The organism is Flavobacterium ginsenosidimutans, from assembly GCF_003254625.1.
In the GTDB taxonomy this organism is placed as follows: Bacteria; Bacteroidota; Bacteroidia; order Flavobacteriales; family Flavobacteriaceae; genus Flavobacterium; species Flavobacterium ginsenosidimutans.
Genome location: NZ_QJRJ01000077.1, coordinates 263,062 through 282,879 on the forward strand (window position 1 = coordinate 263,062; position 19,818 = coordinate 282,879).

The following is a 19,818-nucleotide window of genomic DNA, read 5'->3' on the forward strand; positions in this document are numbered from 1 at the left end:
CACTCTTTACTAATCACTAGTTACTACAACTATGAAAATAGGTCTTTATTTCGGAACATATAATCCTATACACGTTGGTCATTTAATCATTGCCAATCATATGGCAGAATATGCTGGTTTAGATCAGATTTGGATGGTTGTTACACCTCATAATCCGTTAAAAAAGAAAGCGACTTTATTAGACGACCAACAGCGCTTGCAAATGGTTTTTCTGGCAACAGAAGATTATCCGAAAATAAAACCGTCTGACATTGAATTTAAATTACCTCAGCCGAGTTATACCGTTATCACACTCGCTCATTTACAAGAGAAATATCCAAATCATGAGTTTTCATTGATTATGGGCGAAGACAACTTGAAAACGCTTCATAAATGGAGGAACTATGAAGTAATCCTCGAAAATCATGATATTTATGTGTATCCAAGAATTTCTGACGAACCAGAAAATGTCGAATTAAAATCGCATCCAAAAATTCATGTAATCGATGCGCCAATTGTAGAAATCTCTTCGACTTTTATTCGAAATAATATTAAAGAAGGTAAAAATATTCAGCCTTTATTGCCTCCAAAGGTTTGGGAATATATTGATCATAATAATTTTTATAAGAAGTAAATGCTTTTTTCTGCTTCGATTTTTATTCCTGAAAAAACTAAATTCTTCAATTTAACCCTATCAGAGAAATTATCTTATTTTTCTCTAGGAGCAATGATGTTTTATGCTTTAACACTTGTAATAATTGAATATTTTGTTGGTTATCAACTATCTCAATATTTCTACTATCCATTACCTGTGATTTTACTACCACATCTTGCGGGATTATTCATTAGATTTACAGAATTCGAAAATCTAAATGGCTGTTTTGAAGGAACAATTTCATTACAGGAAGATTTCTTAATGATAAATGAAATTGAATATAAATATACAGAATTAGAGAATTTAGTAATTTATGGAAACTCATTTTCTGGAGAAAAAACACAAAACTATAGATTCGGTCCAATGTATGGGAATGGCATCCAAAATCTAATTTCATTTACTCATAACGGAATTAAAATTGAAAAACATTTTCAATTAAATTCAGAACGCCATCTTGATGAATTGCAAAATGCTTTAATTCATATTATTACTGAGGAAAAAATTCCTTTCAAAAAAGAATATCTAAATTTTATCAATGAAGAACATCGTTCCTATATTCTTTTCGAATTTTTAATTGGAAAATTAATACGAGAAAAGCAAATTAGCAACAAAGAAGGTCTTAGTTTAATAAAATTTAATTCAAACAAAGATGCTCAGGAATTTAAAGCAAAATATTGCAGTTAAATTTTTGAATTGCCTCCAGTTTTAACTGGAGGTTTTTTATTTTCAACAATACATGGCTTTAGCCAAAATACAATGTTTGGCTAAAGCCGATATTGGGATATTTCTTTTAACCTCCAGTTAAAACTGGAGGCAATTCATTCCAACCATACACAATCTTGTCATTTCGACGAAGGAGAAATCTTCGTTAGAAACTCTACAAAGATTGATTTACTATATGGAGTTACTTGTGAAGATTTCTCCTTCGTCGAAATGACAAACAGAACGTAAAAAAATCAAATCACAAAAAAAGCCTGAATTTTAAATTCAGGCTTTCATTTTATAACTAAACTTCAACGCTTACTTCGCTTTTTACTCTTGTTCTGATTTCACTCAGCGATTGATCAACCAAAAGTTTTCCATCTCTGAAAACTTCTTTCAATTCACCTTGTTTTTCTTCTTCCCAAGAAACATTATCAGTTAAATGATACTTGCCATCGATTAAATCGATTTTCATTAATCCTTTAGCCGATTTTTTAGTTCCGTCATCTGTAATTGGATCTTTGAAGATTGCTCTTCCTTCTCCGTTTACTTCTCCGTAAGTTGCTTTCATCGCAAATCCGAAAGTATCTCTCGTGTTGTATTGATACGTGAAAGACCCTATTCCTAAAACAACATTTGTAGATGCAAATCCTTTTTCTTTTAATCTTTCGCAGATTTGAGTTGCTCTTGCTACTGTAATACTATCACCATAAATTGCTCCAATTTGCGGAACTAATTCTTTAAATCCTTTAGTATTTGTAGTTCCTCCAAAAACATCCCAAAGCAATTCGACAACACCTTTTTTCTCTTGTTCCGTTTTTCCGTTTGGATTTCCGCAGATAATATCTACTGGATCACCACTGTCAGGACGAATTACAACTTTGCCTTCTCTTGAAACAATTTCTTCTTTTAATCTCGGAAGATAATCCGTTAAGACTTTCCATAAATCCCAAGTATCAGAAACAATAGAAACGATTCCTTTTGGATACACTTCTGTGATTAATCTTTTGAAAGTTTCGTACTCACCTTCTGTTGTTCCCATACACATAACAGAATGTTCTGTTGCTGCTACTGAACCTGCAACAAGTTCTTGATCTGAATTGGCATTGTAATATTCTTCTAAGAAATCAATTGCAGGAATTGTGTCAGATCCTGTAAAACTCAATAAATGTCCAGCTGCAGAAGTTAGAGCCGCTTCTATTCCGCCCATTCCTCTCATTGAGAAATCATGTGCTTGCCAATCTACAAATTCTGGAACAGAAGACGTTTCTACTGCATATTTGTCTAATACTTTTCTATATTCTTTTGCAATTGTAGCTGAATTACAAGGCAACCAAACTACTGCAGAAAGTAATGTTTCGAAATAATTCGTCAGCCAGAAAAACTCTGGAATTGTATTGTACATCGTAAACATTGGAACTCGCAATGGAACACTCGCGCCTTCTGGCAAAGCTTTAAATACCATCGGAATATATCCTAAATCGTGCAAATCTTCGATATGTTTAATTCCAACTTGGTTTTCGCCCAAATAATTATTGATTCTGCGAGCGTATTTTTTAACTACTTCTTCTTTTGATTTTTTGAAAAAATACTCTTCGAAGTCATGAATAATATATTTTTTGATGAAGTACTGCAATCCGAAAAAGATCACTTCATCAACTGTTTCAATTCTTGATTTTCTTGGTGTCCAGTTAGAATATACAATTGTCGTTCCGTCTGGGTATTGTCTTCTGTGGTCAACTTTGTAACCGTCGGTTAATAGTAATGGGTTCATATTTTTTTATTTATATTTAATAGACAATCGATCTGTCAAATCTTTTATATCTTTTACTCTAGCAAAATTATTAATCCATTTTTGAGGGATATTTTCAAGTCCGAAATAAATTCCTGACAATCCTCCCGCAATTGCGCCTGTTGTATCTGTGTCTTGCCCTAAATTGACTGCTTTTAAAACTGTTTCTTCATAAGAATCCGAATTCAGAAAACACCAAAAGCTTGCTTCTAAACTATGAAGCACATAACCCGAAGAATGTATTTCGTTTTCATTATACTTAGAAATATCATTTTTTAAAATTCTATCAAACAATCCTATTTCAACAGAATTAAAACTTTTATCTTTCAAAAACTTAGAAAGAACGAACTGCATATCTTTATAAGCTTCGAATTTATCTTTGTCTTTTAGAATTTCCAAACAATATATTACGTAAATAAAACAAGCAAATACCGATCTGAAATGTGCGTGCGTAATAGACGAAACTTCTTTTACTTTTTGGTAAATAACTTCAATATCATTTTCTTTTTGAAGATAAAAAACCAATGGCAAAATACGCATTAATGAACCATTTCCGTTATCGCTTTCAGAAAATCCTCCACATAAATCAGGCTGATGTCCTTTAGAAATATTAAGAATTGCATTTCTAGTTGCGATTCCAATATCAAAAACTTGTCCGTGTGGTGTCCACAAATCTGCAGAATACCATTTTACAAAATTCTTAGCAATATCATTTAAATCATAACCTGCACACAAACTTTCTGCTAAACAAAAAGCAAGAGAACTATCGTCGCTCCAGGTTCCTATTGGCTGATGATGTGTTCCAAAGCCAAACATGTCAGTAACTGGATTTTCTTTTAAATAAGCTCTGGATTGAAATTCGACTGGAACGCCCAATGCATCACCAACCGCTAATCCAAATAAACCAGGTTCTATTGTGTTTTTCATTTTTTACTTATTTCTTCCTTTTTCGTTAGGATAAAATGTCTGTACGACATCGCTCTGCCAAAATCCTTTCGTTTCAACTTCTATGCAGGTTAATTTTCCATAAAAACCTGCTCCGGTATCAATATTCCAAACATTACATCCTTGCATCGGGATTTCGACATCATAATGAAGTGTCGGCGTATGACCGATATAAATTTCATTAAAAAGCAGTAATCGTTTTGGATAAGAAAGCGAATCTTTCTGAATTCTTTTATCCATCGTCAAAGCCATTTCCCACAATGTTCTATCCCATGAATAATTGGTTTTGTAATGTTCTTTGTCTGGACCGTGCATCGATGAAAAACCAGCGTGAATGAACAAATTGTTATTTTCGTCTACAAAATAATCTTTCATCGAGCTAAAAAAAAGACGATGCTTTTCTTTTTCTGAAAGATCAATATTGGCATAACTTTCTATAGTCGATTTTCCTCCGTGCAAAAACCAAATATCATTTACAACATCATTCTGTAACCATTCCTGACACCAAGCATCATGATTTCCTTTTATAAAAACACATTCCTGTTTTTGAGATAAATCAATAAGGAAATCAATTAACTGTTTTGATTCGCTCCAGCCGTCAACATAATCTCCTAGAAAAACAAATCGGTCCTTTTCTGAATAATCTGCTCTTTCCAATAACTGAATTAAAGCTTTTAATCCGCCGTGAATATCTCCAAAAACTAAGGTTCTTTTCATGATTAACAAAACTTGTTATTTAGAGCTACATCCAGTTTTATGAGAAAATCTTTTCCGAATTTATCATTTTCCAACTCTTCATATAGAAACAAAGGCAATGTCTTCTCACAATTCTGTTTCTGACTTAAAATTGCCATAGACAATGCTGCAACGGTATCAGTGTCTCCACCATAACCAATTCCTGTTTTTAGGCAATCTTTCATAGAAACAGCTTCAGAAACCATTTTAATTACAGCTTGTGTGGTTGGATATCCATGCATATCAATTGGAGAAGTAATTCGATAATTTTCATTCTCACTTAATGTCTCGTTCAAAAAATCTATCAAAGTAGATCCATCACCAAGATTATACTTAAAATAATGAACTGCCAGCGCAATACGTTTAGCACAGCTTATTCCTTCAACTGTATTATGTGAAGTTTTCGCCTGAATCTCACAGAACTCGAGTATTTGTTTGATATCTTTAAGATGTCCAATTGAATATGCTCTCATGGCAGAGCCATTTCCACTGCTTCCATTATCGATTATTTTGATAAAATCGGAGCCATTTTTACTGGCATCTAAAGCATTGTAAACTCGGTCTGAATAACCGCGTCTTTTATCTCTATGAAATACCTCAACAAACTTATCTGCTACTTTAATCTCATTCCAATTATCATCTTCTAAAAGCAATTCTGAAATCGCAATTGCCATTTGAGTATCATCGGTATATTTTTTGTAAATCTCTGTATACATTCCGTGTTTATCATACTGAGTCAGATTGTTGTTTTTAGAAATAAAATCTAAATCTCTAAATTCAAAACCCGCACCGTATGCATCGCCTATTGCTGCTTCTAAAATCATAATTGTTACTTTTGATTATTTAAGATTTGAATTCGATATACTTTGCTGGAACTTCATCTGTAAGCCAAACATTGTTTTCAGACAAATAAAATTTAAATCCGTCTCTGTGCATTGCTCCGCTTCTAACGGTTAAAATTTGCGGAACACCTCTTCTACTTCCCACTTTTGTTGCGGTTTCTTTGTCTTTGGAAAGATGTACATGCTGACGGCTCATTTTTTTCAAGCCTTCTTTCTGAATGTTTTCCATGAATTTTCCAACAGTTCCGTGATACAGATATTCATAAGGTTCTGTTTCTGCTAAATTCAATTCAACTGAAATAGAATGTCCCTGACTTGCACGGATTCTAGTTTTATCTTCGTTATAAGCGAAACGCTTTTTATCGTTATTTTCTACAACATAATCCAAAAGTTCAGCGTCGAGACGATTCCCTTTTTTAGTACATTTTTCTATTAATTCGTCAACATCTGCCCAACCATTTTCGTCTAATTTTAATCCGATTTTTTCTGGCGAATGTCTGAGCACCAAGCTCAAAAACTTGCTGACGCTCTTTGCTATATTTTCATTCATTACCTATGATATGTTCCTATGGAACATCTTTATTTTTTATAATTTCTAATTATTTTAATTCATCCCGAACTTCCATCAAAGCAAAACCTAAAAGATTCAATCCTTTCCAAGCTTTCGGATTTAAAACATCTTTGTGGTCACTTGCCATTCCGATTCCCCAAATTGGATCTACGGGACTTGCCTCAACAATAACTCGTTCTTTAGTGTTTAGTAAGAAAGTTTTCAAATCAGCATTTTGACTGAATTTGTGATAGTTTCCTTCTTTTACGATTTCATATCGGTTTTCTAACCAGACTTTGTCATCATAATTTCTCACTTCACGACCTAGTTTCTTAGCTTCTGCAGGAGAATCGGCTTCAAGGATTTTTTCTAAAATTTCCTGATCTTGAAACAATTCTGCTTTTTTGGCCATCATCCAGTGTTCGGCAGTTTTATAAGTAACTTTATCTACTTTAAAAGAACTTAACCACCACTGACTGAAACAGGTTTTGGTAATTTTTCCGCTTTTATCGGGTTGATGTCCCCAGAAAAATAAAAACTTACTTTCCGGAACTACATCTCCTATATTGTATTTCATATTAATTGATCTAATTTGATTTGAACAACGCTTTGGTCTTCAAAATCTTTTACTGAATTGGTTGTGAAAATTTTATCGAAACAATCTAAAACTTCAAAACCTTTATTGAAAATTCCGTGGCTTACCGCTAAGTATAATTTGCCTGCATTTTTATTTTTTAATTCTTCAGCTAATCCTACGAAAGTTCCTCCTCCGTCGCAGATATCATCTACAATTAAACAATCCATTCCTTCCAAATCATCTTCGTAAACTTTAAAACCAGATAATTTTCCCGTTTTTACATCACGACTTTTACTGCATTCTACCACTTCAACACCGCCTAAAAACTCAGAAACTTTGTAGATTTTTTTCAAAGCCCCGCCATCTGGAGAAATTAGTTTTACATTATTTCCGATATTTTCTAGAACTTCTTTGATAAAAGTATAGTTCGGAATCACAGTACTATTATTCAATAAAGCTGGAGTAACTTCTGAATGCGCATCAAAAACAAAAACTTTTTTCAATTGCATTGCATTAATAATATCTGCATACACTTTTACAGATAAAGGCTCGCCAGGAATCATAACACGATCTTGTCTTGCAGCTGGAAAATACGGAATAAAAAGATCGATGATTTTAACATCCATTCTGCGTAAAGCATCAACTGTAATGCACAATAATCCTAAATCGTTGAATGAATTTAATCTATGCGTAATTGTTATTTTCTGATTACGATCAAAATCTGGATTGATTTTAATGTGTGGTTCTCCTCCAGAGAAAGTAAAACTTTGAAATTTAATTTCTTCCTGATTTTGAAATGGAGTGAATTTTGGGTCGAGATTTAGTATCATAGTTTTTTAGTTTGCGTTAATTATACGCAAATGTAGAATTTAATTTTAAATAAACAATTTATTTTGTGTAAAAATTACGCAAACTTTATTTCGAAGTGAAAGCCTTTTTTAATTAACTCGTTATATTTCAACTTATTAAACTTAAAAAGTTTTGCCGGACGGCCCGTTTTTATTGGTGAAAATTTTTCTGTTTCTTCTAAAATACCATAACTAAGTATTTTCTTTCTGAAGTTTCTTCGATCAATTTCTTTTTCTAAAAGGGTGCAATAAAGGTTTTCAAGATCTGAAAATAAAAACTCTTCTGGAAGTAAATCAAAACCAATTGGTTCGTAAGTCAATTTTGCTTTTAATCTCTCAATACCTTTTTCTAAAATCAAATTATGATCGAATGCCAGAGGCGGAATTTCATCTATTTTAAACCATTGTACTCTTTCTGCATCTGTGTCGGCTTTGATTTCTAAATTTGAAGCATCGACCAAAGCATAATACGCAACCGAAATAACTCGGTTTCTAGAATCTCTGTGAATATCATCTCCAAAAGTGTACAATTGTTCCATAAAAGTTAATTGCACATTGGTTTCTTCATGCAATTCACGAATAACGGCATCGTTTAATGATTCTTCATCTTTAACCAAACCGCCTGGCAAAGCCCAATATTTTTCGGAAGAGCCAAATTGCTGTTCAATCAATAAAACACACAAACCACTGCTTTTGTAACCAAAAACAATAGCATCTACAGCAATTCTAATATTTTGCAATTTTTCCATATTTAAAAATCCTATCAAACAAATATAAAGAAAGAGAGCCAATTTTGTGATCAAATGCACAAGCATAAATCACATAATTGACTCTCTGATATTTTTTTTCTTTCTGTTCTTCTCTACTCTATTGTAACAGTTCGTTTTGGGCTTGAAGTACATTCTGATCCATCTTTTTTAATTGTTACTTCGGCTGTTGCTGTGTATTCTCCAGCAGCTGCATAAGTATGAGTAACCGTTGTTCCTGTTCCTGTTGTTCCGTCACCAAAATTCCATTTTACAGAACTTAGAGTTCCTGTTCCAGAATATTCAACAGAATAATTCATCAATTTCGGGTTTGTAGCATCTGTAGAATTATGCAATTTGATATAAACTGCTTCGGCCAAACAATCTACCACATCTTCAGCATCACTCTTGCTACACGAATTACCAGTAAATAAGGTTGTAAATAAGATTAAAAACATTGCAATTCTTTTCATAACTGATATTTTTAAATTAACACCTTAAATATATAGAATTTTTACTACAATCTATTACCGAAAAACAGTTTTAATTCTTTTGAAATCGTCTCAAAAAACGAGTTCGTATTGCTATTTTTTGCAGTCAATAAATACACAAATTGTTCTGGTACATGAAAACTATTCCATACCAATTGCAGTTTATTCTCTTTTATCAATTTTCTTGCATTACAATTCCAAGTTATCGCTACTCCTTCATTCTTAGACAATAATCTCAGCATTTCAGATTCTGAAGGAATAATATAATTTGGCACCATAGATGGTCTTTTTTTATTAAAGGCATGAAGCCAGAATAATTTTATATGCGGAATTCGTGCATCATGGCTATACCATTTTTGCTCATTCAGCCATTGTTCGATTTCTGTATAATTGTCTGCTTTTAATTTGTGACGGAAATCGGTAATATCTAAACTAGTTGGCGCAACCATTATCAGTTTGATTTTTCCAACCACTTCATATTTGGTATCGAAAGTTTCATAACCTTTCGTGACAATTGCAAAATCAAGTTTTTTAGAATCTACTAATTCAAATAAAGCGTCGTTTTCGGCGAAAGTAAAATCGATCAATTCGAACTTTGAAATCAAAAGATTACCAATACAACTAAAAAGATGCTGCGAAACACCAACAGAAATTAATCGATTTGCATCTTCTGCTTTAGTTCTAAAACTAGTTTCTACATTTTCAAGTCTTTCTAACGCATCTATTATCAGATTATTCAGTAACTTAGCGTATTCGGTCGGCTCTACTCCTTTGGATTTCCGATTAAACAATTTATTTCCCACGTGTGCTTCAAGCATTGATATCTGCTGACTAACCGCAGGCTGGCTCATAAATAATTCCTTCGCAGCCACTGAAAAATTACCGTTTTTGTAAACTGCCTTAAAAGTTCTGTACCATTCTAGATTTACCATGTCATAAATTTATTTATAACAAACATAGTTTATTTTATTTTTACTGATATCACTTTAGCCGTAAATTTGTTCAAAATTTAAAATTATGAAAAAAATAGCACTATTCGCAATAACTGCATTTACAGCTGTAAGCATTTCTGCTGAAGCTCAAAAATCTAACAAAAAGAGTATGAAAAAGGTATTATTTGTTGTTACCAGTAATGATAAACTGGGCAATACAGGAGAAAAAACAGGATTTTGGTCAGAAGAATTTGCTGCACCTTACTATGAATTATTAGATCAAGGCGTTGAAATTACAATTGCATCTCCGCTTGGAGGTCAGCCGCCAATTGATCCAAAAAGTGCCGATCCAGCTTCAGCTACTGAAGACACAAAACGTTTTGACGCTGATAAGGTTTTACAGGAAAAGCTAAAAAATACTTTGAAGCTTTCTACAGTTAACCAAAAAGATTACGACGCTGTATTTTATCCAGGAGGTCACGGTCCGCTTTGGGATTTAGTTGAAGATAAAAGTTCAATCGCTTTAATCGAATCTTTTTACACGCACAATAAACCAGTAGCTTTTGTTTGTCACGCACCTGCTGTTTTGAAAAACGTAAAAGTAAAAGGGGAATATTTAGTAAAAGGTAAAAAAGTAACTGGTTTTACAAATGAAGAAGAAGAAGCAGTTGGTTTAACTAAAGTAGTTCCATTTTTATTGGAAGATGCTTTGGCATCAAATGGAGGAATTTTTTCTAAAGGTCCAAACTGGCAACCGTATGCAGTTGAAGACGGACTTTTAATTACAGGACAAAATCCAGCTTCATCTAAATTGGTAGCTGGCAAGTTGTTACTAGAGCTTAATGGTAAAAAATAATTATAGTTTATTTTGAAAGAAACTAAAGTACAATACTACAATCAATTTAAGAAAACATTAGAAGATTGTGAATCTGAATTTTTAATAAATGAAGAATCTTCATTATTTAAGATGTTGGATTTATATGAAAAACTTCATGAAACAAATTATCATGACCTTTCTGATAGTATAGAGCTTTGGATTTCCGAATATCCTAAAAAAACATTATTGGAATATATTAGATTGAAACAATATCCAAATTACGTAAGAATAATCGAAATCTTGGAAAACAATAATCTATGATTCTTTCAATATTATAGATCATCAAAATTAATATAAACAAATGCTGAGATTCTAAGATCAAGTTAAAAAAACTTAATCTCTTAGAATCTTAGCATCTTAGAAACTCTAAAAAAAATCATGCTCAACTTTGAATTATACAATCCGACTAATTTAGTTTTCGGAAAAGGACAAATTGAAAAACTTTCGACTTTAGTTCCAAAAGACGCAAAAGTGCTTTTGGCTTATGGAGGCGGAAGTATATTTAAAAACGGAATTTACGATCAAGTAATCAATAATCTTAAAGGTTTTGAAATTGTAGAATTTGGCGGAATTGAACCAAATCCGAGATTTGAAACTTTAATGAAAGCTGTTGATGTGATCAAAGCTGAAAAAATCGACTTTATTTTGGCTGTTGGTGGCGGATCTGTAATTGATGGCGTGAAATTTATTTCGGGCGCTGTTCATTATGAAGGAAATCCGATTGACATTTTGCAGAAACGTATTTTGATTAAAGAAAATGCAATGCCATTTGGAACTGTTTTAACGCTACCGGCAACAGGAAGTGAAATGAATTCTGGATATGTGGTAACAATTGAAGCAACTCAAGAAAAATTATCTTCTGGCGGAAGCGCTTTATTTCCTCAATTTTCAATCTGTGATCCGACAGTAATTTCGTCTTTACCAAAAAGACAAATCGAAAATGGTGTTGTAGATGCTTACACACACGTTATGGAACAATATTTAACGTATCCAACTGATGCTTTTCTTCAAGATAGAATTGCCGAAGGTGTTCTTCAGACTTTAATTGAAGTTGGTCCTGGAATCGTAGAAAACCCAACTGATTACACTTTGGCTTCTAATTTTATGTGGAGCTGTACAATGGCTTTAAACGGATTAATCCAAAAAGGTGTTCCAAGTGATTGGGCAACTCACATGATTGGTCACGAATTGACAGCGCTTTACGAAATTGATCACGCAAGAACTTTGGCGATTATTGGCCCAAGTTTATACCATGTAATGTTTGAAACTAAAAAAGCAAAACTAGCGCAATACGGAAGAAGAATCTTTAACTTAACTGGTTCTGACGAAGAAGTGGCGAAAGAAGCGATCAACAAAACCGTAGAATTTTTCCATAAAATGGGAATGGACACGAAACTTTCTCAATATACAAAGGAATATTCAAATACAGCAGATTTTATCGTAAATCGTTTTGAAGAAAGAGGCTGGAAAGGTTTAGGAGAAAATCAATTAGTGACTTTAGATAAAGTAAGATCAATTGTTGAACTTTCATATTAATCGGAGTATTCAGCGACATTACCGTTTTGCATATAACTGAAAACTGGCACTGTGACTGAAAACTAAAAATAAAAAAGGCGTTCTTAATAAATTTAGGAACGCCTTTTCAAAATACTAAAACAAAACTAACTAACTCAATTTTTTCTAAATTCATTAAAATTCTAATTTATAAAATGTTATAACGCACAACGATTTATTTTATTGTACAGCATTTAAAAAAAACATTTTTAAACTTAAACATCTTGAAAGTCATTGCTATTAAAGTGTCTTTTCAAAATTTCTTAAATCAGGTTTTGCTTTATTAGCACATTATTAAGTACTTTTGTTTTAAATTATTAAAATAATGAGCGAAAATTTAAAATTTGCAGTGATTGGTGGTGGAAGCTGGGCAACGGCAATTGCAAAAATGTTATGTGTAAATCTTTCTGAAATTTCGTGGTACATGCGCAATGATGCCGCTATCGAGCATATCGAGAAATTCAAACACAATCCGAACTACTTAAGTTCTGTTGAATTTGATACCAAAAAACTCAAATTAACCAACAATATAAACGAAGCGATAGAATATGCAGATTATATCATTTTTGCAATTCCATCTGCTTTCTTAGATGCCGAATTAAAAAACATGACGGTTTCTTTATCAGATAAAATTATTTTTTCTGCTATTAAAGGAATTGTTCCTGAAACTAGTTTAATTGTTGGAGAACATTTCCATATTCAATACGACATTCCATATTACAATATTGGAGTAATTACAGGTCCGTGCCATGCAGAAGAAGTTGCCTTAGAAAGACTTTCCTACTTGACAATTGCTTGCGGTGATCCTGATAAAGCTAAAACTGTAGCTAAAACACTTTCTGGAAATTATATCAAAGCCAAAATCTCAGACGATATTATCGGTACTGAATATGCTGCAATGCTAAAAAACATTTACTCTATCGCTGCCGGAATTGCTCATGGTTTAGGTTATGGCGACAACTTCCAATCCGTTTTAATGAGTAACGCGATTCGTGAAATGAAGAAATTCATTCGAAAAGTGCATAAAATGAAACGTAACATCAATGATTCAGCTTATTTGGGCGATTTATTGGTTACTGGATATTCTGTTTTCTCTAGAAATAGAATGTTCGGAAATATGATTGGAAAAGGTTACACCGTAAAAAGTGCCATGATGGAAATGAGTATGGTTGCCGAAGGTTATTACGCAACAAAAAGTGCCTATAAACTAAATCAAGGTTACGGAGCGAAAACGCCAATTATAGACGCTGTTTATGCTGTTTTATACGAAGGAAAAGATGCTAAAACGGTTTTCAAGAAATTGACTGAATCTTTGGATTAAGTATTCAGTGGTCAGTTTTTAGTGATCAGTTACAATAAAATAAAAAGTCCGAAAAAATATTTTTTCGGACTTTTTTATTTTAACGCTTAATTTCAATTTTAAACTGAATACTGCGACTGCGACTGAAAACTATTTCACCATAATTCCTTCAACAAACAAAATCGGCACTTCTTCCGTTTTATTTTCGTCAAGAGAATTGGCTTTAAAAATGAACTTCTTATCGTACAAAGTATTTCCAATGAAGAAAGTCACCATGAATTCGTTGTTAAGTGCTAAAAGGCTTTTTTCTACCAATTCTATTTTTACAACAGAGACAGAAGGAACCTCAACAAAAGCATGACGCAGAATTGACGTTTTTTTCATTTCGCCGTCAATAGTTCCAAAAGCTTTCGAAACCACCATTACGCTGTCTAAATTAAAATCGCTGTCATTAACTAAATAAGCGTACCATACTTTTTCCATAAAATCGTCGCTCCATTCCTGCACTGCGGCAAGAAATACGTTTTCGACTTCTGGAATTATTATATCTTTTTTCATAATCTAGTAATTAGTAAAAAGTAAATAGTGATTAGAAAGAAAACTTCTCACTAATCACTATTTACTAATAACTTTATTTTTAAATATTTGCTTTGAACTGCTCTAAGAAACGAACATCGTTTTCATAGAACATACGGATATCGCCAATTTGGTATAAAAGCATTGCAATTCGCTCTACTCCCATTCCGAAAGCGAAACCATTATACTCTTCAGGATTGATGTCGCAGTTTTTAAGAACATTTGGATCTACCATTCCGCAGCCACCAATTTCTAACCAACCTGTTCCTTTTGTGATACGGTAATCAGTTTCTGTTTTTAATCCCCAATAGATATCAATCTCAGCACTTGGTTCTGTAAATGGGAAATATGATGGACGAAGACGAATCTTAGATTTTCCAAACATTTCTTTAGTGAAATAAAGCAAAGTCTGTTTTAAATCGGCAAAAGAAACATCTTTATCAATGTATAATCCTTCCACTTGATGGAAAATACAGTGCGAACGAGATGAAATCGCTTCGTTACGGAAAACACGTCCTGGAGAAATCGTACGGATTGGCGGTTTATGATTTTCCATATAACGCACCTGAACCGATGATGTATGCGTACGCAATAAAACATCTGGATTTGTCTGAATAAAAAATGTATCCTGCATATCACGCGCTGGGTGATATTCTGGTAAATTCAATGCCGTAAAGTTATGCCAGTCGTCTTCGATTTCTGGACCTTCAGATACGTTGAATCCGATATTAGCAAAAATATCTATAATCTGATTTTTAACGATAGAAATAGGATGGCGAGAACCAATAATTACTGGTTCTGCTGAACGTGTTAAATCACCAAAAACGCCTTTAGATTCCTCTTTGCTTTCAAGTTCTTCCTGAATAACTCTTACTTTCTCTTCAGCAACGGCTTTTAAAGTATTGATTACTTGTCCAAAATCCTTTTTTTGGTCGTTTGGAATATTTTTAAATTCGGTAAAAAGTTCTTTCAACAAACCTTTACTTCCTAAATATTTAATACGGAATTGTTCTAACGATTCTTTATTTTTCTCATTAAAGGCTTTAGCTTCCTCTATATGCTGTTTAATCTTATCTATCATTTTCCTTCGATAATTGAGAGTACAAATTTAGTGTTTTTAGTTGAAAGTGTGCGGTCACCGTCGCAGTTTTAGGTTTTCTGTAAATTATTTTATCAGATTTAACTTTTCTTCAACTTGTTTAATCTTTACATGCCAATAATCTAAACCTTTCTGATTGGTTACTATTTCCTTTTTGTAATTAGAAGAAATACTGCTTAGTTTATTCCAATTTTTATTTAAATCCCGTTCTTTTTCTTGTTTATTCGTTGGTTCGATTCTAGTGCGCCAAAAGCCCATATTTTCAAGATATCTTTTTTTTATCCCTTCAAAATATTCCACTAATTTTTCTTTAGAATTCGGAATATAGCCTGGCCCACTGCAACTGCAGGAGTGAAATGTAATACCTACAGAAAACAAACTTTTAATATGTTCCCACTTTTTGACATCGTCTTTTTTAGGTGATTCAAAATCTAGTCCCATATTTGCCATAAATTCTCCGCATTGCGGGCATTTGGCTTCAAAAACCGATGTTTCTCCTTTTTTCACATCAACCATCAATCTTCTTTTAAAGGTCTTTCGACAATTAAAACAAGCATAATGAGGCTTATAAGATATCATTGCGTATCTGCACATTTTCTTTAGTTTTCAGTATTCAGTCGCAGTCGCAGTCCAAACTGTAAACTGAGACTTCGACTGTAAACTAGACTCTAATCGATAAGTTTTCGTTCTAAAAAATAATTTACAATCGCTTCTTTCATTAAAACCGATTGTTCACCAGCTTTTAGCGGTGGCAAATTTTCTTTTACTTTGTAATGAGGCCAGCCTTCATCGTCGAAATATTCGAATTCGTAAAATCCGTATGGTTCTAGCAACCGGCAGATTGCAATGTGCATTAAATTCAGTTTTTCGTCTTTCTTGTATTCACGGTGCACTTTTCCGTATTCCTGAACTCCGATTAGGTAAATTATGGCATCCAAATCTAAGTCTTCGCCTTGCGAAAACTGATTGGAAAGTATATCAACGAGCTTTTCCCATCGCTCTTTTAATTGTGTATCTCTAGACATTTAATTTATGTTTTTTGATTGTAGATCTTAGATTGCTGATTTAAAAATCTATTCTGAAGGGGGCAGAATCGCAATCTATACTCTAAATTTTGATTTGCAAAGATACATAGTTCAATACATTGCACCTAAAAAAATAAACGTATACCAAAGAGCATTACAAAAAACCTCTGAACCTTCGCCTCTCTGAACCTCTGAACCTAAAAAAAATCTATATTTGCGCCTCATTAAACACCAAAACAAAACATGAGTTTTTTTGATATTATCGTAGGTGCACTTTTGTGTTACAGTTTATACAAAGGCATTAAAAACGGACTTTTTGTAGAAGTTGCTTCTTTCATTTCATTGTTATTAGGAATTTATCTTGCGATAAAATTTTCTTCATTAATGACCGAAATGATTTCAAAGCATGTTTCTTGGAATCCTACAAATATTCAAATAACGGCTTTTATCTTAACTTTTATTCTAGTTGTGATAGGCGTATATTTCTTAGCCAAAATTCTAACAGGAATTGCCGATTTTGCCATGTTAGGCTGGATAAACAAACTCGGTGGTGGCTTCTTTAGGATTTTAAAAACCATTCTAATTCTGAGTATTTTTATTGCTTTGTTCGAAAAGATAAACTTCAATAATACATTCGCAAAAAAAGAAACTTTAGACAATTACATTTTTTATAATCCGGTAAAAAAAGTTGCTGCTTTTGTGTATCCTTCCATCGAAAAATGGTACGAGACTTTTAAAAAAGAACATTCTGAGAAACCAGAAGAAGAACAAACTGCAGACAAGGAATAATTCATTTTGTCAGGCTGAGCGAAGTCGAAGCCTCTTGTTTTCAAATCAACAAACCCGACAGGTTTTTGAAACCTGTCGGGTTTGTTATTAAAAAGCCTCAGCGAGGCGATATATTTATAGAAATTAAAAAGTACGATCCCAAAGCGAGCTCCAGCGGAGCGACATATATTTCGCTCCGCTGGAGCTTTATATTGTAAATGTTCATTATTTCCTATAAATATTTCGCTTCTCCGAAGCTTGCCTAAAAACACAAAACCCGAGAGGTTATAAAAACCTGACGGGTTTACTATTCGTTTGTCAGGCTGAGCGAAGTCGAAGCCCTTATATGCAAAATGAGCCTTCGACTACGCTCAGGATGACATTCATTTTCATAATTATTTAGAACTTTACTTCTAATTTTTCTCCTTTTTTCAAAACAATCTCTTGTTTTTTATCGCCAAAAATCAAAGTTGTTTTCCCTCCATTTTTAGAAGAAACAATTACTTTTTCTGTTTTTTTATTATTCCACGTCATTTCAATTTCAAATCCGCCGCGAGCGCAAATTCCTTTCACTGAACCTTCTGCCCAGGCATCTGGCAAAGCAGGTAATAATCGAATTTCATTTTCATCTGACTGAACTAACATTTCTGCAACCGCAGCTGCGCCTCCAAAATTACCATCAATTTGAAATGGCGGATGCGCATCAAATAAATTCGGATACGTTCCTCCTCCTCTTCTTGGTTTGTCTGTTTTCTTTCCGTCAGGATCTACGTAGCGCAGTAATTCACGATACATTTTATAAGAGCGATTTCCGTCCCAAAGTCTCGCCCAAAGATTGATTCTCCATCCTTTTGACCAACCAGTGGTTTCGTCGCCTTTTATTTCTAATGTCTTCTTTGAAGCTTCCGCTAAATCAGGAGTTTTTAAAGGTGTAATATGATCACCAGGGAAAAGTCCGAATAAATGTGATTGATGACGGTGTTTTGGATCATTATCTTCCCAATCAAAATACCATTCCTGTAAATTTCCTTTTTTACCAATTTGATACGGATGCAGTTTTAAAAGTGCTGTTTCCAATTCTTTTCTGAAACCAGCATCCGTATTCAGCACTTTTGAAGCTTTTATGGTTTTATCAAAACATTCGCGAATCATGGCTAAATCGGCAGTTCCACCATAAAGTGTTGCGCCCACAAAACCATCTGCCAGTTTATATTGATTTTCTGGTGAAGTCGATGGCGAAGTGATTAGGTTTCCGTTTTTATCCGCGACAAGCCAGCCTAAACAAAATTCGGCTGCGCCTTTCATTAACGGATAACCTTCTTTTTTCAAATAAGCTAAATCTTGTGTAAAAGTATAATGTTCCCAAATATGTGTACTCAACCACGCTTGTGCCATTGGCCAGCACGCCCACATAGGATCTTCTTTTCCGAATTGTCCAACCGGATTAGTCATTGCCCAAATATCTGAATTATGAGCCGCCGCCCAGCCTTTATCTACTCCGTAAAAAGTTTTGGCTGTAACTTTTCCTGTTACCGAAAGGTTTTTAATAAAACTCAAAAGTGACGAATGCATTTCGGAAAGATTGGTGTTTTCTGCCAGCCAGTAATTTTCTTCCAGATTGATATTCATCGTATAATTACTGCTCCAAGGCGGACTTAAATGCGGATTCCAAAGTCCTTGTAAATTGGCAGGAACGCCCAAAGTTCTTGACGAACTGATTAATAAATAGCGTCCGAAATTGAAATATAGAATTTCGAGATTTTTATCTTCGCTTCCATCTGCGTAACGTAATAAACGTTCGTCTGTTGGCAAATCTGGAGCGGTTGTTTTTCCTAAATCTAAATTGACACGATTGAAGAATTTTTGATAATCGGTAATGTGAGATTCTTTTAATTTATCGAATGCTTTTGCGTAGGCGTTATTCAGATTCTGCAAAGCAATTGAAACATCGTCTAAACCTTCTGATGCTGGATTTTTGTCAAAACCATTAAAGCTTGTTGCGACAGAAACAAAGATTATCGCTTCTGTAGCATCTTTTAAAGTCAACGTTTCTCTAGAACTTGTAATCGTCCCATCAGTTTTTTTAATTTGGACTAAACCAGTAAATTTCGTTCCTCTATCTTTTAAATTCAGATATTTTGGCAAAACATTATATCCTGCATTTTCATGAATTGGTGCAGAACCTCTCAATATCAAAATATTGTTTCGGACTTCGACATTTGATTGTAAAAGGCTTTTCAAATTGATATCAAAGTTTAAAGCTCCTTTTTGATCGGCTGTTAATTTGATAATCATAACCTTATCTGGAGCCGACACAAAATATTCTCGTGTATATTTTATTCCCGCCATTTCGTAGCTTAATTTTGAAATAGCGTTCGAAAGATCCAATTCACGATGGTAATTTACTGCTTTTCCCTTTTCAGAATTATTGATTTCTAATGTTCCTAAAGGCGCATACGATTCGGAATTTTTCCCCTGAACTTTTTTATTCAGTTCTTCTGCCAGTTTGTAATTTTCATTCTGCAAAGCTTCGCGAATTGCTGGGATGTTTTTATAAGCGTCTGGGCTCATATTAGCATTTACGGGTTCACCTGACCAAAGCGTAATGTCATTCAAATAAATTTTATCTGAATTGGCGCCTCCAAAAACGGTTGCTCCCATTTTTCCGTTTCCTAAAACTAAGCTTTCTTCAAAGAATTCTGCGGGTTGTTTGTACCATAAAACATTCTTGGATTGCGCCGAAATGTTTGTGTAGCAAGACGTGAGAAGTAAGAGGAGAAATGTTTTTTTAATCATATTTGGTTATATTATCCTAACAGGTTTCC

General features: G+C 33.6%; 21 protein-coding genes. 6 read left to right on the plus strand and 15 right to left on the minus strand.

Annotation, left to right across the window (positions count from 1 at the left end; genetic code table 11):
• Window positions 1-31: 31 nt before the first annotated feature.
• Entirely contained in the window at window positions 32-613 is a 582-nt protein-coding gene (gene nadD / locus DM444_RS13080; RefSeq protein WP_111287323.1) for a nicotinate (nicotinamide) nucleotide adenylyltransferase, read from the plus strand.
• Entirely contained in the window at window positions 614-1,318 is a 705-nt protein-coding gene (locus DM444_RS13085) for a hypothetical protein (protein WP_111287325.1), read from the plus strand.
• Window positions 1,319-1,640: 322 nt separating this feature from the next.
• Here DM444_RS13085 and DM444_RS13090 read toward each other — a convergent pair whose 3' ends face one another.
• The 10 genes from DM444_RS13090 to DM444_RS13135 all read right to left on the minus strand — a co-directional run bounded on the left by DM444_RS13090 (window position 1,641) and on the right by DM444_RS13135 (window position 9,794).
• Window positions 1,641-3,110 carry a nicotinate phosphoribosyltransferase gene (locus tag DM444_RS13090; protein ID WP_111287327.1) on the minus strand — a complete coding sequence of 490 codons (1,470 nt, stop codon included), beginning with the start codon at window positions 3,108-3,110 and terminating at the stop codon, window positions 1,641-1,643.
• Window positions 3,111-3,116: 6 nt separating this feature from the next.
• On the minus strand, window positions 3,117-4,055 hold the full coding sequence (locus DM444_RS13095) for an ADP-ribosylglycohydrolase family protein (RefSeq protein WP_111287329.1): 939 nt from the start codon (window positions 4,053-4,055) through the stop codon (window positions 3,117-3,119).
• 3 nt (window positions 4,056-4,058) lie between these two features.
• Entirely contained in the window at window positions 4,059-4,790 is a 732-nt protein-coding gene (locus DM444_RS13100; protein ID WP_111287331.1) for a metallophosphoesterase family protein, read from the minus strand.
• Window positions 4,791-4,792: 2 nt separating this feature from the next.
• A complete protein-coding gene (locus DM444_RS13105; RefSeq protein ID WP_111287333.1) occupies window positions 4,793-5,632 on the minus strand; it encodes an ADP-ribosylglycohydrolase family protein in 840 nt (279 codons plus the stop codon).
• A gap of 19 nt (window positions 5,633-5,651) precedes the next feature.
• Window positions 5,652-6,200 carry an RNA 2'-phosphotransferase gene (locus DM444_RS13110; protein WP_111287335.1) on the minus strand — a complete coding sequence of 183 codons (549 nt, stop codon included), beginning with the start codon at window positions 6,198-6,200 and terminating at the stop codon, window positions 5,652-5,654.
• A gap of 49 nt (window positions 6,201-6,249) precedes the next feature.
• Complete coding sequence (locus DM444_RS13115) at window positions 6,250-6,777, minus strand: NADAR family protein (RefSeq protein WP_111287337.1); 528 nt, start codon at window positions 6,775-6,777, stop codon at window positions 6,250-6,252.
• Window positions 6,774-7,607, minus strand: a complete 834-nt coding sequence (gene prs, locus DM444_RS13120) for a ribose-phosphate diphosphokinase (protein ID WP_111287339.1) — start codon at window positions 7,605-7,607, stop codon at window positions 6,774-6,776. Before prs ends, DM444_RS13115 begins: the two co-directional genes overlap by 4 nt.
• Window positions 7,608-7,681: 74 nt before the next feature.
• Window positions 7,682-8,374, minus strand: coding sequence for an NUDIX hydrolase (locus DM444_RS13125; protein WP_111287341.1), 693 nt, complete (start codon window positions 8,372-8,374; stop codon window positions 7,682-7,684).
• Window positions 8,375-8,487: 113 nt separating this feature from the next.
• Window positions 8,488-8,844 carry a PKD domain-containing protein gene (locus DM444_RS13130; protein WP_111287343.1) on the minus strand — a complete coding sequence of 119 codons (357 nt, stop codon included), beginning with the start codon at window positions 8,842-8,844 and terminating at the stop codon, window positions 8,488-8,490.
• 44 nt (window positions 8,845-8,888) lie between these two features.
• Complete coding sequence (locus DM444_RS13135) at window positions 8,889-9,794, minus strand: LysR family transcriptional regulator (protein ID WP_111287345.1); 906 nt, start codon at window positions 9,792-9,794, stop codon at window positions 8,889-8,891.
• An 85-nt stretch (window positions 9,795-9,879) separates the two neighbouring features.
• On the opposite strand from DM444_RS13135, the gene DM444_RS13140 reads away from it, so the two are divergent.
• The 3 genes from DM444_RS13140 to DM444_RS13155 all read left to right on the plus strand — a co-directional run bounded on the left by DM444_RS13140 (window position 9,880) and on the right by DM444_RS13155 (window position 13,546).
• Complete coding sequence (locus DM444_RS13140; RefSeq protein WP_162614964.1) at window positions 9,880-10,650, plus strand: type 1 glutamine amidotransferase domain-containing protein; 771 nt, start codon at window positions 9,880-9,882, stop codon at window positions 10,648-10,650.
• Window positions 10,651-11,049: 399 nt separating this feature from the next.
• On the plus strand, window positions 11,050-12,207 hold the full coding sequence (locus DM444_RS13150; protein WP_111287349.1) for an iron-containing alcohol dehydrogenase: 1,158 nt from the start codon (window positions 11,050-11,052) through the stop codon (window positions 12,205-12,207).
• A gap of 343 nt (window positions 12,208-12,550) precedes the next feature.
• Entirely contained in the window at window positions 12,551-13,546 is a 996-nt protein-coding gene (locus DM444_RS13155; RefSeq protein WP_111287351.1) for an NAD(P)H-dependent glycerol-3-phosphate dehydrogenase, read from the plus strand.
• Window positions 13,547-13,675: 129 nt separating this feature from the next.
• On the opposite strand, the gene DM444_RS13160 is transcribed toward DM444_RS13155, so the two are convergent.
• From DM444_RS13160 to DM444_RS13175, 4 genes are all read right to left on the minus strand, one after another.
• Window positions 13,676-14,083 (minus strand): hypothetical protein, encoded by a 408-nt coding sequence (locus DM444_RS13160; protein WP_111287353.1) that lies wholly within the window; start codon window positions 14,081-14,083, stop codon window positions 13,676-13,678.
• A 79-nt stretch (window positions 14,084-14,162) separates the two neighbouring features.
• A complete protein-coding gene (gene pheS / locus DM444_RS13165) occupies window positions 14,163-15,182 on the minus strand; it encodes a phenylalanine--tRNA ligase subunit alpha (protein WP_111287355.1) in 1,020 nt (339 codons plus the stop codon).
• 84 nt (window positions 15,183-15,266) lie between these two features.
• A complete protein-coding gene (locus DM444_RS13170; RefSeq protein ID WP_239455677.1) occupies window positions 15,267-15,716 on the minus strand; it encodes a hypothetical protein in 450 nt (149 codons plus the stop codon).
• A gap of 152 nt (window positions 15,717-15,868) precedes the next feature.
• A complete protein-coding gene (locus tag DM444_RS13175) occupies window positions 15,869-16,225 on the minus strand; it encodes a hypothetical protein (RefSeq protein WP_111287358.1) in 357 nt (118 codons plus the stop codon).
• 243 nt (window positions 16,226-16,468) lie between these two features.
• On the opposite strand from DM444_RS13175, the gene DM444_RS13180 reads away from it, so the two are divergent.
• The gene (locus tag DM444_RS13180; RefSeq protein ID WP_111287360.1) at window positions 16,469-17,014 is read left to right on the plus strand and encodes a CvpA family protein; all 546 of its coding nucleotides are present in this window, start codon (window positions 16,469-16,471) and stop codon (window positions 17,012-17,014) included.
• 378 nt (window positions 17,015-17,392) lie between these two features.
• Here the strand turns inward: DM444_RS13180 and DM444_RS13185 are convergent, their stop codons facing one another.
• Window positions 17,393-19,789 (minus strand): glycoside hydrolase family 95 protein, encoded by a 2,397-nt coding sequence (locus DM444_RS13185; protein ID WP_111287362.1) that lies wholly within the window; start codon window positions 19,787-19,789, stop codon window positions 17,393-17,395.
• Window positions 19,790-19,818 lie beyond the last annotated feature (29 nt).

What these genes read in the sequence shown, in the direction of transcription:
- nadD (WP_111287323.1), top strand. Translation starts at nt 32, where the DNA reads ATGAAAATAGGTCTTTATTTCGGAACATATAATCCTATACACGTTGGT.
- DM444_RS13085 (WP_111287325.1), top strand. Translation starts at nt 614, where the DNA reads ATGCTTTTTTCTGCTTCGATTTTTATTCCTGAAAAAACTAAATTCTTC.
- DM444_RS13090 (WP_111287327.1), bottom strand. Translation starts at nt 3,110, where the DNA reads ATGAACCCATTACTATTAACCGACGGTTACAAAGTTGACCACAGAAGA.
- DM444_RS13095 (WP_111287329.1), bottom strand. Translation starts at nt 4,055, where the DNA reads ATGAAAAACACAATAGAACCTGGTTTATTTGGATTAGCGGTTGGTGAT.
- DM444_RS13100 (WP_111287331.1), bottom strand. Translation starts at nt 4,790, where the DNA reads ATGAAAAGAACCTTAGTTTTTGGAGATATTCACGGCGGATTAAAAGCT.
- DM444_RS13105 (WP_111287333.1), bottom strand. Translation starts at nt 5,632, where the DNA reads ATGATTTTAGAAGCAGCAATAGGCGATGCATACGGTGCGGGTTTTGAA.
- DM444_RS13110 (WP_111287335.1), bottom strand. Translation starts at nt 6,200, where the DNA reads ATGAATGAAAATATAGCAAAGAGCGTCAGCAAGTTTTTGAGCTTGGTG.
- DM444_RS13115 (WP_111287337.1), bottom strand. Translation starts at nt 6,777, where the DNA reads ATGAAATACAATATAGGAGATGTAGTTCCGGAAAGTAAGTTTTTATTT.
- prs (WP_111287339.1), bottom strand. Translation starts at nt 7,607, where the DNA reads ATGATACTAAATCTCGACCCAAAATTCACTCCATTTCAAAATCAGGAA.
- DM444_RS13125 (WP_111287341.1), bottom strand. Translation starts at nt 8,374, where the DNA reads ATGGAAAAATTGCAAAATATTAGAATTGCTGTAGATGCTATTGTTTTT.
- DM444_RS13130 (WP_111287343.1), bottom strand. Translation starts at nt 8,844, where the DNA reads ATGAAAAGAATTGCAATGTTTTTAATCTTATTTACAACCTTATTTACT.
- DM444_RS13135 (WP_111287345.1), bottom strand. Translation starts at nt 9,794, where the DNA reads ATGGTAAATCTAGAATGGTACAGAACTTTTAAGGCAGTTTACAAAAAC.
- DM444_RS13140 (WP_162614964.1), top strand. Translation starts at nt 9,880, where the DNA reads ATGAAAAAAATAGCACTATTCGCAATAACTGCATTTACAGCTGTAAGC.
- DM444_RS13150 (WP_111287349.1), top strand. Translation starts at nt 11,050, where the DNA reads ATGCTCAACTTTGAATTATACAATCCGACTAATTTAGTTTTCGGAAAA.
- DM444_RS13155 (WP_111287351.1), top strand. Translation starts at nt 12,551, where the DNA reads ATGAGCGAAAATTTAAAATTTGCAGTGATTGGTGGTGGAAGCTGGGCA.
- DM444_RS13160 (WP_111287353.1), bottom strand. Translation starts at nt 14,083, where the DNA reads ATGAAAAAAGATATAATAATTCCAGAAGTCGAAAACGTATTTCTTGCC.
- pheS (WP_111287355.1), bottom strand. Translation starts at nt 15,182, where the DNA reads ATGATAGATAAGATTAAACAGCATATAGAGGAAGCTAAAGCCTTTAAT.
- DM444_RS13170 (WP_239455677.1), bottom strand. Translation starts at nt 15,716, where the DNA reads ATGGTTGATGTGAAAAAAGGAGAAACATCGGTTTTTGAAGCCAAATGC.
- DM444_RS13175 (WP_111287358.1), bottom strand. Translation starts at nt 16,225, where the DNA reads ATGTCTAGAGATACACAATTAAAAGAGCGATGGGAAAAGCTCGTTGAT.
- DM444_RS13180 (WP_111287360.1), top strand. Translation starts at nt 16,469, where the DNA reads ATGAGTTTTTTTGATATTATCGTAGGTGCACTTTTGTGTTACAGTTTA.
- DM444_RS13185 (WP_111287362.1), bottom strand. Translation starts at nt 19,789, where the DNA reads ATGATTAAAAAAACATTTCTCCTCTTACTTCTCACGTCTTGCTACACA.